Source organism: Thalassospira sp. TSL5-1, assembly GCF_001907695.1.
Classification (GTDB): domain Bacteria; phylum Pseudomonadota; class Alphaproteobacteria; order Rhodospirillales; family Thalassospiraceae; genus Thalassospira.
Genome location: NZ_KV880641.1, coordinates 1 through 13,829, shown reverse-complemented (window position 1 = coordinate 13,829; position 13,829 = coordinate 1). Strand labels below are relative to the sequence as shown.

General features: G+C 55.6%; 15 protein-coding genes and 1 riboswitch. Of the genes, 8 read left to right on the top strand and 7 right to left on the bottom strand.

Translation table 11 applies throughout. The annotated features are described in order from the left end of the window. Window positions 1–13 precede the first annotated feature (13 nt). Window positions 14–1,441, bottom strand: coding sequence for a dihydrolipoyl dehydrogenase family protein (locus tag LF95_RS20015; protein ID WP_073956979.1), 1,428 nt, complete (start codon window positions 1,439–1,441; stop codon window positions 14–16). Continuing rightward, on the bottom strand, window positions 1,438–2,238 hold the full coding sequence (locus LF95_RS20010) for a TVP38/TMEM64 family protein (protein WP_083607839.1): 801 nt from the start codon (window positions 2,236–2,238) through the stop codon (window positions 1,438–1,440). Before LF95_RS20010 ends, LF95_RS20015 begins: the two co-directional genes overlap by 4 nt. 437 nt (window positions 2,239–2,675) lie before the next feature. Continuing rightward, a riboswitch (SAM riboswitch) is annotated at window positions 2,676–2,750 on the top strand. 77 nt (window positions 2,751–2,827) lie between these two features. Here LF95_RS20010 and metZ point away from each other — a divergent pair. The 3 genes from metZ (at window position 2,828) to folE (ending at window position 5,278) form a co-directional block, all read left to right on the top strand. Then, entirely contained in the window at window positions 2,828–4,030 is a 1,203-nt protein-coding gene (gene metZ, locus LF95_RS20005) for an O-succinylhomoserine sulfhydrylase (RefSeq protein WP_073956978.1), read from the top strand. Between the two features lie 192 nt (window positions 4,031–4,222). Continuing rightward, window positions 4,223–4,615 carry a Co2+/Mg2+ efflux protein ApaG gene (apaG, locus tag LF95_RS20000; protein ID WP_073956977.1) on the top strand — a complete coding sequence of 131 codons (393 nt, stop codon included), beginning with the start codon at window positions 4,223–4,225 and terminating at the stop codon, window positions 4,613–4,615. 72 nt (window positions 4,616–4,687) lie between these two features. Further along, on the top strand, window positions 4,688–5,278 hold the full coding sequence (gene folE, locus LF95_RS19995; RefSeq protein WP_073956976.1) for a GTP cyclohydrolase I FolE: 591 nt from the start codon (window positions 4,688–4,690) through the stop codon (window positions 5,276–5,278). A 60-nt stretch (window positions 5,279–5,338) separates the two neighbouring features. Here the strand turns inward: folE and LF95_RS19990 are convergent, their stop codons facing one another. Together LF95_RS19990 and LF95_RS19985 are read right to left on the bottom strand one after the other, a co-directional pair. Continuing rightward, window positions 5,339–6,211 carry a fructosamine kinase family protein gene (locus LF95_RS19990; RefSeq protein ID WP_083607858.1) on the bottom strand — a complete coding sequence of 291 codons (873 nt, stop codon included), beginning with the start codon at window positions 6,209–6,211 and terminating at the stop codon, window positions 5,339–5,341. 36 nt (window positions 6,212–6,247) lie between these two features. After that, window positions 6,248–6,724, bottom strand: coding sequence for a low molecular weight protein-tyrosine-phosphatase (locus LF95_RS19985; RefSeq protein ID WP_073957117.1), 477 nt, complete (start codon window positions 6,722–6,724; stop codon window positions 6,248–6,250). 244 nt (window positions 6,725–6,968) lie between these two features. On the opposite strand from LF95_RS19985, the gene LF95_RS19980 reads away from it, so the two are divergent. From LF95_RS19980 to LF95_RS19965, 4 genes are read left to right on the top strand one after another with little or no spacing between them, the layout of a single operon-like run. Beyond that, window positions 6,969–7,892, top strand: a complete 924-nt coding sequence (locus LF95_RS19980) for a helix-turn-helix domain-containing protein (protein WP_252509842.1) — start codon at window positions 6,969–6,971, stop codon at window positions 7,890–7,892. A gap of 25 nt (window positions 7,893–7,917) precedes the next feature. Beyond that, window positions 7,918–8,562 carry an ABC transporter ATP-binding protein gene (locus tag LF95_RS19975; protein ID WP_073956973.1) on the top strand — a complete coding sequence of 215 codons (645 nt, stop codon included), beginning with the start codon at window positions 7,918–7,920 and terminating at the stop codon, window positions 8,560–8,562. Next, window positions 8,559–9,362 carry an ABC transporter permease gene (fetB, locus tag LF95_RS19970; protein WP_073956972.1) on the top strand — a complete coding sequence of 268 codons (804 nt, stop codon included), beginning with the start codon at window positions 8,559–8,561 and terminating at the stop codon, window positions 9,360–9,362. The genes LF95_RS19975 and fetB overlap by 4 nt, the downstream gene beginning before the upstream one ends. 53 nt (window positions 9,363–9,415) lie before the next feature. Further along, a complete protein-coding gene (locus LF95_RS19965; RefSeq protein WP_073956971.1) occupies window positions 9,416–10,672 on the top strand; it encodes a hypothetical protein in 1,257 nt (418 codons plus the stop codon). A gap of 15 nt (window positions 10,673–10,687) precedes the next feature. Here the strand turns inward: LF95_RS19965 and LF95_RS19960 are convergent, their stop codons facing one another. The 3 genes from LF95_RS19960 to LF95_RS19950 form a co-directional block, all read right to left on the bottom strand. Then, window positions 10,688–11,056 carry a cupin domain-containing protein gene (locus LF95_RS19960; protein ID WP_073956970.1) on the bottom strand — a complete coding sequence of 123 codons (369 nt, stop codon included), beginning with the start codon at window positions 11,054–11,056 and terminating at the stop codon, window positions 10,688–10,690. Window positions 11,057–11,194: 138 nt separating this feature from the next. Then, window positions 11,195–12,592 carry an MATE family efflux transporter gene (locus LF95_RS19955; protein ID WP_083607837.1) on the bottom strand — a complete coding sequence of 466 codons (1,398 nt, stop codon included), beginning with the start codon at window positions 12,590–12,592 and terminating at the stop codon, window positions 11,195–11,197. Window positions 12,593–12,688: 96 nt separating this feature from the next. Next, the gene (locus tag LF95_RS19950; RefSeq protein ID WP_252509841.1) at window positions 12,689–13,483 is read right to left on the bottom strand and encodes a glycerophosphoryl diester phosphodiesterase; all 795 of its coding nucleotides are present in this window, start codon (window positions 13,481–13,483) and stop codon (window positions 12,689–12,691) included. Window positions 13,484–13,644: 161 nt separating this feature from the next. On the opposite strand from LF95_RS19950, the gene LF95_RS23360 reads away from it, so the two are divergent. Then, on the top strand, window positions 13,645–13,829 hold a 185-nt coding region (locus LF95_RS23360), incomplete at its 3' end, for a hypothetical protein (protein WP_215905718.1).

Sequence of the window (13,829 nt, the reverse complement as noted above, 5' to 3'; positions counted from 1 at the left end):
GGGAATTGGCAGTTTATCCCAAAGCCAGCAATAACCGCACAATTTTACGGGTTTTTTTACTAAACAGGCTGGGCGTGTACCAAGCCCCTGCCACCCGTTTGGAAATTTCGCCAAGGGTGGGATAGGGCGCAATATGTCCTGCTACCGCCCCGATTTTCATTTTCCGGTTAATCGCAAGCGACCACAGGCCAATCAGTTCGCCAGCCTGGGGCCCGGCAATGCCAGCCCCCAGAATGCGCCCCGACGCGGTTGTGACAACCTTGATCAGCCCGTCCGTGCGTCGTTCGGCCCGGGCACGGTCATTGTCGGCGTAATGCCAAATTGCGGTGCGAACGCAATTGCCATGTGCGGCGCGTGCCGCATCCTCGGTCAGGCCGACCTGTGCGATTTCCGGGTCTATATATGTCACCCACGGCACGGCGCGGTAATTAACCCTTGCGGGCAGACGGAACAGCGCATTGCGAATGACAATGCCCGCATCATAGGACGCCATATGGGTAAACTGCAGGCCGCCGGTTACATCGCCAATGGCAAAAATGCGTTTATTGCTGGTGCGCAGGCGGGCATCGACCTTTATCGCGCCCTTGGCGCATTCCACCCCGGCCTCGTCCAGGCCCAAATCCTCGATATTGGCATGGCGGCCGGTTGCGATCAGCAAATGGCTGCCTTCAAGGGTGAGTTCCGCCCCCTTGTGCATCATGGTCAGGCGATAGCCCGTGCCATGCCGGGCCACTTGCTTTGCCATTGCGTTTTCATAAAGGCTGATCCCGTCATTTTCCAGCGCCTTGCGGGCGACCGCCACCAGGTCCGGGTCATCCTTGGGCAGGATCTGCCCCTGTTCGATCACGGTCACGCGCGCGCCCAGTCTTTTGTGGGCCTGCGCCATTTCAATGCCAATTGGTCCGCCGCCCACAATAATCAGGTGCTGGGGGCAGGTGGTGTTGTCAAACAGGGTTTCATTGGTCAGAAACGGTACATCCTGAAGCCCCGGTATGGGCGGAATGGCCGCGCGCGAACCCGTGGCAATGACAAAACGTTTTGCCCGCACGGTTGTGCCCCCGGCAACAAGGGTATGGTGGCCGGTAAAACGGGCATGATCGGTAATCACGGTGCAGCCCAGTCGTTCAAACCGTTCGACCGAATCATGGGGGGCTATACCAACAATCACATCGCGGACATGGGCCATCACCCCGGCAAAATCAATTTGGGGCGGACTGGTATGCAGGCCAAACTGATGGCTGTTTTTGATGGCATGGGCATGGTGTGCGGCGGCCAGCAATGCCTTGGAGGGGACACAGCCGGTATTGAGGCAATCGCCGCCCATGCGGCCCTTTTCAACCAGAACCACGCGCGCGCCCATTTGCACGGCCCCGGCTGCGACTGACAACCCGGCCGATCCGCCGCCAATAATGCAAATGTCGGTGTCAATGCGGCTGGTCATGATGTCTGGCTTTCGGCCTTGTGTTTGCGGTATTTTTTATAGGCAACCGGGATCAGGGCCAATATCGCCAGCCCGATGATCGGTGTTAAAATGCGTGGTTCAAAGATAATGCCAAAATCAGGTGTTTTGCCCTGGTCAAACAGTGCGCCCAAACCATCGCCAATCGATACATACACAAATGTACCGGGGATAATGCCAATCAGCGTGCCCAGCAAAAAGGCGCGAATTTTTACACCCAGCAAGGCCGGGACCAGATTGACCAGCCAAAACGGAAAAAGCGGGACCAGGCGCAACACCATCAGATAGGACAGGGCATCCTCGGCAAAGCCATCCTGCATTTTGCGAATGGCATTTCCCGCCTTGGCGCGCATATAGTCATAAAACGCATAGCGCGCAGCCAGATAAACGATCAACGCGCCAAGGGTTGCAGCCGTGACAACATAAAATGTGCCGGCCGTCACCCCGAACAAAAAACCCCCTACAATTGTCAGGATCGACCCGGCCGGCAGCGACAGGGCAACAACGACAATGTAAATCAGCATAAAGACCGCAACGCTTAAAACCGGGTTTTGTGCCACCAGGCCTTCTAGTTCATCGCGATGAATGTGCAGGGTTTTAAAAGACAGAAAATCGGTTGTGCCCAGGCAATAGGCCAGCACCAACCCGGCAATCAAAACCCCGACCGGAACCAGGCGGCGCAGCGCAAAACGCGAGGATGCACGTTCCGCCTTGGGGGCGGTGCCGGGGCATCCTTTATGCGGTGTGCGGTCTGAAAGGGGCCGGTTGCTGGCTGTCATCAAGTCGCTCTTTGGGGTTCCTGGTACTGAAACGTTCAAAACAGGCTTTGGGTTTCGTTCTGTGTCGCGGGTTTTGTTGCTCTCTTTGGTGTTTTGGGACAGACGGGCAGACCGAAGAAGTTTTCGGTATGTCGTCATGTGATCGCATGGCGCTTTCAAACCGGAGGCCCAAAACATCTCATGTATCTTTCTGACAATAGAGCCTTATTTGCACTTTGACACATGAACTGCTTTCACCATTGCGTGAAGAAAACCTGCGGTTTTGTTGGGGCGGGGCTATAGGGTATCGTATATTGGCCGGTTGTTTCGGTACCTCTTGTGGCGATTGTCAGGCTGATAAAAATATCGTGTAAAAAAATACGGTTAGGTAAAAAGCGGCGTTTGGGGGCGGTTTTCCGCCTGCCGATGTCTTGACGTTGGTAAGTGTCGGGCGTAGTCTCCCTTCGCGTGGGATTTGTTGACCGGCTTGCGGCCACGTTAAAAACCGCTAAAGAGGACAGGATGGCATCGCCCCCCTGACCTGATCATGTGCCGGTCGGGTTTTTTTATGCCCGGTTTGCGCAACACAGCCGGGCACAGGAGCAAGACGATGACGACCGAAAAAAAGGCTTCCGACACATGGCGCGCTGCCACCCGTTCTGTTCGTGGTGGCACCAAACGCAGCGGTTTTAACGAAACTTCCGAAGCCATTTTTATGAATTCCGGCTATGTCTATGACAGTGCTGCCGAGGCTGAAGCCTCGTTTGATGGCAGCGGGCCGGAACGTTTTGTCTATTCGCGTTTTGCCAACCCCACCGTTGCCATGTTTGAAGAACGCCTTGCCCTGCTGGAAGGTGCAGAACATTGCCGCGCAACCGCATCGGGCATGTCAGCGGTCTGGAATGCGCTGGCCGCCTGTACCAAGGCGGGCGGTCGTGTTGTTGGCTCACGCGCACTGTTCGGGTCCTGCGAGTTTATTCTCACCACCCTGTTGCCGCGCTTTGGCGTTGAAACCGAACTGGTGGATGGCACCGACCATGCCGCGTGGGAAAAGGCGCTGTCCAAGCCTGCTGACGCTGTTTTCCTTGAAACCCCGTCCAACCCGACCCTTGAAGTGATCGACATTGCCTTTGTGGCCGAACTGGCCCACAAGGCTGGTGCCAAGGTGGTGGTTGATAACGTTTTTGCGACACCGATTTTGCAGCATCCGTTTGAATTGGGGGCGGATGTGGTTGTCTATTCGGCGACCAAGCATATCGATGGCCAGGGCCGGTGCCTGGGTGGGGCGATCCTGTTTAATGACAAGGACTGGCACGATAATCATCTAACCCAGTTCCTGCGTCATACCGGGCCCAGCATGAGCCCCTTTAACGCCTGGACCTTGCTTAAGGGCCTTGAAACCCTGAGCCTGCGTGTCGATGCACATATCCGAAATGCAACAGAACTGGCGAATTTCCTGTCCGAACAGCCGCAGATTTCCAAGGTGATTTATCCGGGGCTTGCCAGCCATCCGCAGCATGAACTGGCCATGAAACAGATGTCAGGCCGCGGTGGCGGGTTAATCGCGCTGGAACTGGCGGGCGGGAAACAGGCGGCGTTTTCGCTGTTGGATAATTTGCAACTGATTGATATTTCAAACAATCTTGGCGATGCCAAAAGCCTCGCCACCCATCCCTGGACCACGACGCATCAGCGTGTTCCGGCTGAAGACAAAATTACGATGGGCATTACCGAAGGGATGTTGCGCCTTTCTGTCGGGCTTGAAGATATTGATGATCTGAAAGAAGATCTGTTTGCGGCATTGAACGTATAAAATTTTGCACAACCTGACAGAGTAGCCAAACGGCCTGCGATGTGCGGGCCGTTTCTTTTTTAAGGATTTATGGCACAAATATTGGACTTGCAGCGTTTAGGGAGGTAGCGATTTGAACCGTGATGATCTAAATGCTGAAATAATGAAAACCGGGTTATCCGCGTTGCGGAGTGATCTGGTCTGGAGTTCTGAATGTACAAGGCTGTAACACATAACATCAGAGTGTCGGTGACACCGACCTTTCTTGATGAGCAGTCAGACCCGGATCGGCATCGTTATGTCTGGGCCTATCGTGTTCTGATCGAGAATTTGGGAAGTCGTGCGGTAAAATTGCTGCGCCGGCACTGGAAGATTACGGATTCACGCGGGGCGACCCAAATCGTCGATGGTGAGGGGGTCGTGGGCGAACAACCGGTTATCGAAGCGGGCGAAAGCTTTAAATATACCAGCGGCGCCCCGCTCTCGACGCCAGGCGGCTTTATGGTGGGCCATTACGTGATGGAAGACCCGGATGGAAACGAGTTTACGATTGATATTCCGGCCTTCTCGCTCGATAGTCCGCACAGTGTTGCAACGTTGAACTGATTGTAAAAAACAGGAAAGCTTTGCCAGGGTCAGGTGCAAAGAACCGTTCAGGACAGATAAAGAGGAACAAATATGTGCAATGAGGAAACGGCAGTGAACCGCCCCAGCCGTGAAGAGGCTGAAGAAGCGGTAAGGACATTGCTGCGCTGGGCGGGGGATGATCCGGAGCGTGAAGGTCTGCTGGGCACACCTGATCGTGTCGTGCGGTCTTATGGCGAATTTTTTGCCGGTTATCAGCAGGATCCGGCAGAAATTTTGCGCCGTACCTTTGAAGAAACCGAAGGATACGATGAAATCGTCCTATTGCGCGACATTCGCGTTGAATCCTATTGTGAACATCATATGGTGCCGATTATCGGCACGGCGCATGTAGCCTATTTGCCGCGCAAGCGCGTCGTTGGTATTTCAAAGTTGGCCCGCGTTGTCGAGGTTTATGCCAAACGTCTTCAAATCCAGGAAAAAATGACATCGCAAATCGCCAACACCATTCAGGAAGAGCTTGATCCCCTGGGTGTTGCCGTTGTCATTGATGCCAATCATCAGTGCATGAGCACGCGCGGGGTGCATAAAACCGGTGTCTCGATGGTCACAAGCCGCATGCTTGGTGCTTTCCGTGATGATGCCAATACTCGGCGCGAGTTCTTCTCCATGATCGGCAAATAATTAGCCTGTCACGGATCATGATTTTCAAAGGGCCGCATCCCGCCGATGCGGCCTTTTTTGTTAAAACCCCAACTGCGCCAAGTTGTGGTCAACCGCGTTCACATAGCTGCCGCCAAACAGGCGAACATGCACGAGTAGCGGATAAAGATTGTAAAGGTCGCGCCGGGTGGTGAAGAAATCCCGCTCCAGCGGGCGATACTGGCGATAAGTATCGAAAAAGTCGTTATTCAGGTCACCAAACAGGGTGCCAAAGGCCAGTTCGATTTCCGCATCGCCAAAATACAGTGCCGGGTCAATCAGCCCGGCCAGTTTTCCCTGATGATACAGAATATTCCCGCCCCACAAATCGCCATGCAGCAGGGACGGTTTAACATCGGGGGCTATAAATTCGTCCAGCCGGGTGCAAAGTTTTTCAATGCGATGATATAGCCGTGCGGGCAGCTTTCCGCTGTCGCTGGCACATTGCGCCATAAATAACAGGCGCTGATCACGGAAAAATTCCAGCCAGTTGGCACAGGGGGGATTGGGCTGGTACAAGCCACCAATCAGGGTATCAAATTCCAGCCCGAAATCCGGTTGGGTAATGTCATGTTGCGCGGCCAGCTGTTGTGCCAGATCCTGCGCCCCAGATGGTCCCGCCTGACCATCGGCATCAATGTAATCCATGACCAACAGGTGATCATCGCCGTAAAGCACCCCCGGATAGCGGATGGGAGAGAGCGCGCCCAGTTTTTGTAACATCCGGCCTTCAATAAGCGCGGTGTTATCGGCGGTGTGTTTGACAACGACCTGTCGCGGAACCATGGCCGTTGGTTCGCCACCGTCGGTATCCTCAAGCTCGGCCCACATCACGCAGGTCATGTCGCTTTGCGTCATCACACGCATATGGCGGACGGTGCATCCGATGGTATCTGCGATACGTTTTTGATCCAATATGCGTTCTGTCCGTGCCATATCGAGCCATTGTGTTTACAGCTTGTGGGTCTGGCGCAGTTCTTTAAGCAGGTTCCGCGATGTTTCCTCGATCAGATCAAGCACATGGGTAAAGCCTTGTGTCCCGCCATAATAGGGATCGGGCACACTTTCGCCCCGGTGCGCCGGATGGTAATCAAGAAACAGTTTCACGCGGTCGCGATAGTGTTCCGGGCAAGCGCGTTCAAGCGCCTCAAGATGGCCGTCATCCATAGCGATCAGGTAATCGAAATTCTCGAAATCGGCTTGTATCAATTTACGGGCGCGTAAATGGGTCAGGTCATAACCGCGTTTGCGGGCTTCCTGTATGGCGCGCCGATCAGCCGGTTCGCCGACATGATAGCCCGTGGTGCCGCAGCTATCGACGATAACTTTTCCCGCAAGTCCCGCATCCTCGATCATTTTGGCAAAGACGCCATCTGCGGTGGGAGAGCGGCAGATATTTCCGGTGCAAACAAACAAAACCCTGATCACGGTTATCCTTTCGTCATTTTTAAAGCCACAGCATGACACATTGTATTCCATTCGCGAACCCCCACCTGAATCTGAAGGGTTGTATTTGTTGTCTTCGATGCGACCGCGAAATTGTTTTGTAACAGCTTCGTGATATTTTTTATGGCAGGATGACCTAAACGCAGAATGCTTGTAAGATTGCGCCATTAAAGAGGGGTGCGTTGCGTTAATGCAGGAATTTGTTTCGTTCGGTCTGCAGGGAGCATTGATTCGTCAGCTCGCCTGGCTTCCACAGGGATATGGCCTTGTGCCCGAGGGTACCGTCATGACGGCGGGGCGCCTGCGTTCGGTCATGCTCGCTCTAGAAGAAGCCGTGGGGGCTTATGTGCTGGTCAAGCTGGGGCGCCATTTGGCCTTAAAGGAACAGGCTCCGGTTTTGACCATGCTGCGTTATGGCGGTAGCCCGCAGCTGATTGTTGAACGCTGGCGTCGCCTTGAAAGCTATTCCCATGCCCGCGGGCGCACCGAATTTACCACCACCAGCCGGTCGATCACCCTGCATCGCGGCACCGTGCGCGGCCAGGCCCCCTCACGGGTGGAAAACCTGTTATTGCATGGCTTTATTGTTGGCCTTCTTGAAGCCATCGGGGTCGAGGGCATTACCAGCGTGATTTTGCCATCGCACGGCTCTGCTGTGACGATGGTGCGCAATGGTAAATTGGTCAAGGTGCGTGATTTTGCCGGGCGCGGCCTGCGCTGGCGCATTAGCTGGCAAAGTTTTGTCCCGGTGTCGCCGGGTTATCCGTTTATGGCCAATATGCCCGGAACGGCACCGTCTGCGGTGGCGGGGCGGCCCGTGGTGCGCAAACTTGTCGCGATGCTGGAAAATGATGTTGGCCGGGGCTGGACGATTGATGATGTCGCCCGCGAGATGGACACATCAGCCCGAACCCTGCAGCGCCGGTTGCAAAGCGCCAATACCCGTTTTTCTGATTTGCTGCGTTTAACCCGTGTGCGCGAAGCCTGCCGCCTGATCAGTGGCACGAACCTTTCAATCGGTGAAATCGGCTATTGGTGTGGTTTTACCGATAATGCCCATTTCTCGCGCGATTTTCGCCGTCTTGTCGGCATGCCGCCATCGGTTTATCGTGAGGCTTCGCTGGGGCATGCGGGCCTGACCCGCGCCTGATCCCTGGCGATGTTCAAGGTGACCAATGGCTGATCGCGTTCTTGAAATTGATGGTCTGACCGTGGGTGATTTGCCACCGGTGTCGCTGTGCCTGCATGTGGGTGAAATTATCACTCTGCGCGGACCATCCGGCATTGGCAAAAGCCGCCTTTTGCGCGCCATAGCGGACCTGGAACCGGCCTCATCGGGTACGGTCATGTTGCGTAATATCGCCCTATCCGCCATGCCTGCGCCCAAATGGCGCGACCGGGTGCGTTATGTGGCGGCCGAACCGGGCTGGTGGGCGGAAACAGCCCGGGCGCATTTTCGCGAACCCAGTGCGGTGCAAACCCGTCTGTCCTCTCTGCTGTTGGCCGAAGCCGTTATGGACCGCCCGATTGCTGAACTTTCCACTGGCGAGCGGCAGCGCCTTGCCCTGTTGCGGGGCATGGAGGGGGCACCGGCGGTTTTGCTGCTCGATGAACCCACCTCCGCCCTGGACCCGGAAAGCACACAGGCGGTGCAAAACATGCTGCGCCACTTCGCCGCACGGGGCGGGGCGATTTTGCTTGTGACCCACAACGCCGCCCAGGCCCGCGAGATCGGCGATCGCCACTATCATCTCGATCCACAGGGGTGCCGGGAAATCCCGCCAGACGCGACGGCCATGCAAGAAGGTCCTCAGGCATGATCGAACCTTTCATCCGGCTTGATATTTTTGATGTCGGCTTGGCTGCTGCATTATTGCTGGCGCATGGTCTGGTATCGGTGATCTATCGTTTGGGGCTTGGGCGACGCATTCTTGTCGCGGCCCTGCGCATGGTGGTGCAGCTTTTGCTGCTGGGGCTGGTGCTGAAATATCTGTTTGCGCTGAATGCTCCGCTCTGGACGGCATTGCTGGTGCTGATGATGGTGTTGTTTGCCGGGCGCGAGGCAACGGCCCGCCAGAAACACCGTTTTTCCGGGCTGTGGGGTTTTGCCTTTGGTACCGGGGCGATGGCGGCGGCCTCCATTCTGGTCACGGGGTTCGCCCTGGCAACCCAGTTTAGGCCTGATCCCTGGTATGATCCGCGGTTTGTTGTGCCGCTGTTGGGCATGGTTTTGGGCAATAGTTTGAATGGTGTGTCGCTGGGTATGATGCGCTTGGGCGAAGCGGTGCACGATATGCGCCCCGCGATCGAGGCCCGGCTGGCCCTTGGTGGTACACGCCGAAAGGCCTTTGCCCCGGCCGTAAAGGTTGCCATGCAAAATGGCCTCACGCCCATTCTTAATTCCATGTCGGCCTGCGGTATTGTTTTTATTCCCGGTATGATGACCGGGCAAATCCTGGCCGGGATTGACCCCTTGCAGGCGGTTCTTTATCAGCTACTTTTGATGTTTCTGATTGCCGGTGCCACCGGACTGGGGGTGTGGCTGGCGGTGCAGTCCGGTGTTTGGCGGTTAAGTGATGCCCGACATCGCCTGCGTCTGGACCGTCTTGTTTCGCGCTAGTCTTTCTTGGTCGCCGGGTCTTCATCCGGTTTTGTAAAAAGCGAGTATGTCTTATGTCCATCGACCCTTATGCTGGTTTCCTCCCTCCGCTTTTTGCCAACCGGCCCGATGGCGAAGATGTCACGCTCCGCACCTTCATGGTCGGCGATGCCCTGCCCAATCATGATGTGGCTAATATTCCCGCCGCCCTGCAAATGTTCCTCGATCTGGTCGCTCCGGCCATGGAGCGTGCCGGGTCCGACGGCTTTGCCCATTTATGGCTGGACCATCACCCCCATGAACAACCGGGCTGGCGCTTGTCAATTGCCCATGTCGGCCCCTTGTCGGAGCTTGATGCAGCACTTGAAAAACCACTGGCGCGACTGGCCAAATCTTTGACCCTGGCCGATTTTGAAACCGCCAACTGGGATGAAACCCGGCCTTTATGGCGCAAGCGGTCTGAACCGGTGCGCCTTGTGTTTTGGGGCCGTTTCGGGCGGCATGTGCGTGCGGTTCTCGGGCATAGTGATGCAGTAGCGTTTTATCTGCCGCTGGGCTCGGGTGTGCGCAGCGATCATCCGGCTGCCACCCTGCCGTTGCTTGAAGATATGCTGGGCACCCGTCATTTGGTGCAGGGCGGTGGTATCGGCTTTGAAGCCGCCTTGCAAATCGGCATTGCGCTGGGGCGCAGCCATTTGATTGAAAGCTGGATCGAGGCGGGCGGGGCCGAAAAGGAACCGTTCTTTCGCCCTATGCAAATCTGGCATCAGGCCTGGTTGACTCATGCGGTGATGGATCTGGCGGTGGCGGCCCTTGCCATGCCGGGCCAGCCGCCTTTGCCTGCGCTGGATTATGGGCCCAATTCAACGCCCGAAAGCCGCAAGGCTGCTTTGGATGGTTTGTCCGGCTGGCTCACCGGTGTGTTCTTTACCGAAGACCGCCCGGCATTGCGTAATGCCTTTGTTGCCGGGGTGCAAAATGCCGTCTGGCTCGACCCGGACCTGCAGCAATATGTTCAGTCCGCCCAGCGCGATGATATTATTCAGGGGCTGGTGCCTTATTGCCGCTGGTTTCTGGCGATGGCGCTTTATAATCACCTGTCCAATGTTGGCGATGGACATGTCACGGCTGATCAGGCCGGGTTTTACGATATGCTGATCCAAAACCTGCCCGAACTTGCCGCCCTGAACGACCTTTCCACCCGGCGCGATATTGAACAGCATATTATCCGCATTGATGCGCCGCGGGCCGCTGCCGCCTTTGATGCCCTGGTTATTCCGTTTTGCGATATGCTGATGCCGCGCTTGGTGCTGGCGGCAACGCGCAATTGACGGGTAAATCATAGGTCATGGGGTTTCGCCCCCATCCGGTCCCCAGAAAATCACCCAGGTGACAAAATCATCGGTGAACGCCTCAAACCGGTGATCCATGCCTGCGGGCACAAATAACACATCGCCAGCACGGCACGGGCTGCGTTGACCATCCCGGCTAAAGATGCCGGAACCGGATTGAATGATATAAAGCTCGTCCTGGCGGTGTGGCGTTTGATGGTCCTGCTTTTGCGGCGCGTAAATTTCGACCGACATGCTGCCCTGCGTGAGCAGGATTTCAAATCGCGGATCGGTTTGATTTCGTAAAACTGCCATCGCGTCAAACAGGCTGCCACGCCATTGCGGGGAAGGCGGGTTAGGGGCTGGGGCGGGTGTTTTCGTCATGGCGATTTTCCATCGTGTTTTGTGTTGTCTTTTGGGTGGTGTGTTTGTCTGATCGTCACCTGCTTTTGGCGCAATAAAAAGGTCCGCTCCGAAAATATCGGGCGGACCATTTTGTAGGGGTGCAATGTGACGTGCCGCTTAGGGATAAGCAGGCAATTCCCGTGCCGATACAATTTTGAATCGAATGGCAAGGCCGCTGACCGCCACCAGGCTGGCAATGGCAATGCCCCAAAACAGGCCGGTTACGCCCAATCCCTGAACAAATGCCAGATAATACCCCGCCGGGATCATGACAAAGATATAGGAAAACATGTGCAGCATGGTCGGGGCCCATTTTTCCCCGGTACCGCGCAGGGCATTGATTGCCGCATTCTGCCCGCCATCGGTAGGGAAAATGATTGGCATCAAAATCAACAGCCCCGAAGTCCCGGCAATGACCACGGCATCCTCGCTAAATAGGTTCGCCACCCAGCCGGGAAAGAAATAAACCGGCAGGCTCAGGCCAAACATCACCAGCATGGTGGTGACCAGACCGATCCAGCCCGCCAGCGCCATATCGGCCCGGTCGCGCCGGCCATAGGCAATACCAACCCGTACCGAAGTTGCCGATGCCAACCCCAGCGCAAACATGAACATCAGGGCCAGGATCGTCATGGTAATACCGTAACTTGCGGCGGCGACAATTCCCAGGCGCCCGGCAAAAAGCTGCATGGCGGCAAAGGCCATTGTTTCCATGCCCTGGCTGGCACCCGAGGCATAGCCGACCGACCGCGCCTCGCGCGAATTCCGCCACCAGCCGGAAAAACCGTCCCGTAACCCATAAAGGGCATGGTTTTTCAGCATCAAGACATAGGCCAGCATGGAAAAGGCCATCAGCCAGCGAATGATGGTTGATGTCCATGCAGCGCCACTGGCACCCAGTTCGGGCATGCCAAAGGCCCCGTTCACCAGCCCGTAATCCAGAAACAGGTTCACCACATTGGCCAGCAGCATCATGACCATGCCGGGCAGCGGGCGCTGTAACCCTTCCATAAAAAACGAACAGGCGGTGTAAATCAGGGCTGCGGGCAGCCCCAGGGCAAGAATGCGCACCAGGTTCGAGGCATGCAGGGCAATATCGGCAGGTTGATCTGTCAGAACAAACAGCCAGTGGATGTTCCAGGTAAACGCCCCCAAACCAAGCCCCAAAAGGGCGGCATAAGGCAGGCAGGCCCGCCAGACATGGCCTGCGGCAAGGTAGTTTTTCCGGCCAACCGCATGCGATGTCATGATCATGATGCCGGTCAAAAGGCCAACCCCCGTGACCAGCAGGGAAATGAACGGCGCATGGGCAACGTTCAGATAGGCCAGTCCGGCACTGTCATAATTGCCGACAATAATGGTATCAACCACTGACATGATCAGCATGCCGATACGCGCAATCACAACCGGAACCGCCAGGCGGAACAGCTCTGTCAAATGCCGTTTTACCCGGTTATGGGGATAAAGTGGCTGGGGCGAATAATCCGGCGTCATGCCGTTTTGGGGCGTCGTCATGTCCAGACATTTCCGAAATGTGTCCCTCTGTGCCGTGTCCGTGGGTGGCGGTGATACGGCAATCGTTGCTAGGACATCTTGTTAATAGAGGTCTTGTTATCTGATCGGGGGGATCACGGTGGTCATCAAAGCAGGGTTATCGGTGATAATGCTGCTCACCCCCCAGGACAGCAGGCTACGTGCCCGGTCCGGATCATTCACCGTATAACAGATCAAAGGTACATTTTCGCCTGTTATTTCCGCACACATTTCTGCTGTAAGTTGTTTATGGTCAACATGCAGGGCGCTGGCCTTCAGGCGCTTATATTCATCCTGCCAGTCCGAAGGGATCTCTTCAACCAGCCAGCCGCAATCATGATCGGGGCACAGCTTTGCCATCTCCGCAACAATGTCGCGATCAAAGCTCGATAACAGGATCGGCACATCCTTGCGGTTGGCAATTTCGCGGGCGACTTCCTCTGCCAGCTTTATGGCATCACAGCCCGATGGTTTGATTTCCAGGTTAACCCCCATGCCCAATGCCGCCAGGGTATCAAGCGTTTCGGAAAGGGTGGGAATGCGCTCGCCTTTATATATGTCTGAAAACCAGGCTCCGGCATCCAGCTGGCGTAATGTTGCCAGGTCATGGTGATGAATGGGGCCGCTGCCATTGGTGGTGCGTTCCAGCGTGTCATCATGAATAAGGACACATTGGTCATCGGCACTTAATGTCACATCACATTCAATCCAGTTCACTCCACGCGCCTGGGCAACCCGAAAGGCGGCAATGGTGTTTTCCGGGGCTTCAATAGAGGCACCGCGATGGGCAACAATATGGGGAATGCGGATCATGATCTGTTCTTTGCCTGCTTTGTCGGGAAAAAGGTCCTGCGAACGGGAAATCGGTCTCATGCCTACCCGCTCAGGGCCGTGTCATATTAAAGGGTCTATACCCTGATACAGTTCCAACCTCTTTACGCCGAGAGTAAAGGATACAAAAGCGAAAATACTGTGTCGTTCTGCGCCGGTTTTTGCCATTTCGCTGGTAACTTCCCGGACTCCAAGCCGATATTTTGAAAGATCATGCTCTGGCATTTGTCATAAATCCGACATTGATCGCCTTGCGTGCTGCGCAACGTAAAAAAATGCTGCATGTGCAAAGTGCGCAAACCCCAGCATTTGTGCGGACCGTTTCGGGCCTGTACCTAATGTTCCGTAAAAAACGTCATTTTTCTTCAAAAAAGGTGTTTACAGGTGG

Coding starts and splice junctions, on each gene's coding strand:
- LF95_RS19975 (WP_073956973.1), top strand. CDS start 7,918: ATGGCTGATCGCGTTCTTGAAATTGATGGTCTGACCGTGGGTGATTTG.
- LF95_RS20010 (WP_083607839.1), bottom strand. CDS start 2,238: ATGACAGCCAGCAACCGGCCCCTTTCAGACCGCACACCGCATAAAGGA.
- fetB (WP_073956972.1), top strand. CDS start 8,559: ATGATCGAACCTTTCATCCGGCTTGATATTTTTGATGTCGGCTTGGCT.
- LF95_RS19960 (WP_073956970.1), bottom strand. CDS start 11,056: ATGACGAAAACACCCGCCCCAGCCCCTAACCCGCCTTCCCCGCAATGG.
- LF95_RS19950 (WP_252509841.1), bottom strand. CDS start 13,483: ATGAGACCGATTTCCCGTTCGCAGGACCTTTTTCCCGACAAAGCAGGC.
- metZ (WP_073956978.1), top strand. CDS start 2,828: ATGACGACCGAAAAAAAGGCTTCCGACACATGGCGCGCTGCCACCCGT.
- apaG (WP_073956977.1), top strand. CDS start 4,223: ATGTACAAGGCTGTAACACATAACATCAGAGTGTCGGTGACACCGACC.
- LF95_RS19965 (WP_073956971.1), top strand. CDS start 9,416: ATGTCCATCGACCCTTATGCTGGTTTCCTCCCTCCGCTTTTTGCCAAC.
- LF95_RS20015 (WP_073956979.1), bottom strand. CDS start 1,441: ATGACCAGCCGCATTGACACCGACATTTGCATTATTGGCGGCGGATCG.
- LF95_RS19955 (WP_083607837.1), bottom strand. CDS start 12,592: ATGACGACGCCCCAAAACGGCATGACGCCGGATTATTCGCCCCAGCCA.
- folE (WP_073956976.1), top strand. CDS start 4,688: ATGTGCAATGAGGAAACGGCAGTGAACCGCCCCAGCCGTGAAGAGGCT.